The organism is Methylobacterium frigidaeris (assembly GCF_022179185.1).
GTDB classification, from domain to species: Bacteria; Pseudomonadota; Alphaproteobacteria; order Rhizobiales; family Beijerinckiaceae; genus Methylobacterium; species Methylobacterium frigidaeris.
Window position 1 is genome coordinate 1 of sequence record NZ_BPQJ01000123.1, and the last position, 1,042, is coordinate 1,042.

Genomic DNA, 1,042 nt, shown 5'->3' on the forward strand with positions numbered 1-1,042 from the left:
AATCGCCAGATCTTCTCGTTCCACATCCCGGGTGACATTCCCGACCTGCAAAGCCTGCACCTCCAGATCATGGATCACAGCGTGTGCACCCTGACATCCGCCATTGTGGCGTTCATCCCGCATGAGGCGCTGCTCGACCTGACGGCCGCCTTCCCGGGGATCGCAGCAGTCCTCTGGCGCGACACGCTGGTGGATGGGGCGATCTTCCGACAGTGGATGACTGGGATGGGACGGCGTTCGGCCTGCCAAGCCATCGCGCATCTATTCTGCGAGCTATACGTCAAGCTTGAAGAGATCGGGTTGGCGCGGGATCACACCTACCGTCTGCCGCTCACGCAATCGGAACTCGGCGACGCGCTCGGGCTGTCGAACGTCCATGTCAACCGCGTGCTCAGGGACCTGCGCAACTGGGAATGGATCACGCTTGCGGGCGGTAGGCTACAAATTAACAAATGGCAGGAACTCGCTGACCTGTGCGAGTTTGATCCTGCGTATTTGCATGTGAGAAGGCCCGTGACATGAGCCTCCGCTTACAGCCGGTCCGTGTGAAGACCGGAGACGGCAACACAGACGGGCTGCTCGTTTTCACCTCAGACCTTCTCGTGGCCGTGCTTGTGCAGCTCTCAGCTGACCATGAGGAGGATGAAGGCAAGTGGTTCCTGGAAGCAGGGTTTGATGGTGCCGATAAGCGCGTCCAGCCCACGTTTGCCAGCCTAGACGAGGCACAGAAGTGGATCCAGAACCGAGTGAATGAGGCTTAAGCGTTGAGGCGGCCTCCATGCTGACGGGGCCGATGAGCAACATGGGTCAATGCCAGCTAAGGGATGTTGAGCATCTATGGAGAGTGGCCGGATCGAGGAAGCCAAGAGGCCTGGGTCGATCCGCGAAAGCCGCTGCTACAACCGCAAACACCCGGCAGTGGGCCATTAGGATGCTAAGGCAGTCCCCTTGCCAGTCGGGCAAGATGCTCTTGATGCTGACGCTGAATGTGATCGGCCCCCACGAGGTGGTCCAAGTTCAAAGTTAGTGCAGTGTCGGCGTT

The 1,042-nt window shown here is 59.3% G+C and carries 2 protein-coding genes; both read left to right on the top strand.

All coding sequences use genetic code 11. The annotated features are described in order from the left end of the window. On the top strand, window positions 1-522 hold a 522-nt coding region (locus MFF64_RS36500; protein WP_238193906.1), incomplete at its 5' end, for a Crp/Fnr family transcriptional regulator. After that, window positions 519-761, top strand: coding sequence for a hypothetical protein (locus MFF64_RS36505; protein ID WP_238193908.1), 243 nt, complete (start codon window positions 519-521; stop codon window positions 759-761). The genes MFF64_RS36500 and MFF64_RS36505, both read left to right, overlap by 4 nt. The last annotated feature ends 281 nt before the right edge of the window (window positions 762-1,042 follow it).

What these genes read in the sequence shown, in the direction of transcription:
- MFF64_RS36505 (WP_238193908.1), top strand. Translation starts at nt 519, where the DNA reads ATGAGCCTCCGCTTACAGCCGGTCCGTGTGAAGACCGGAGACGGCAAC.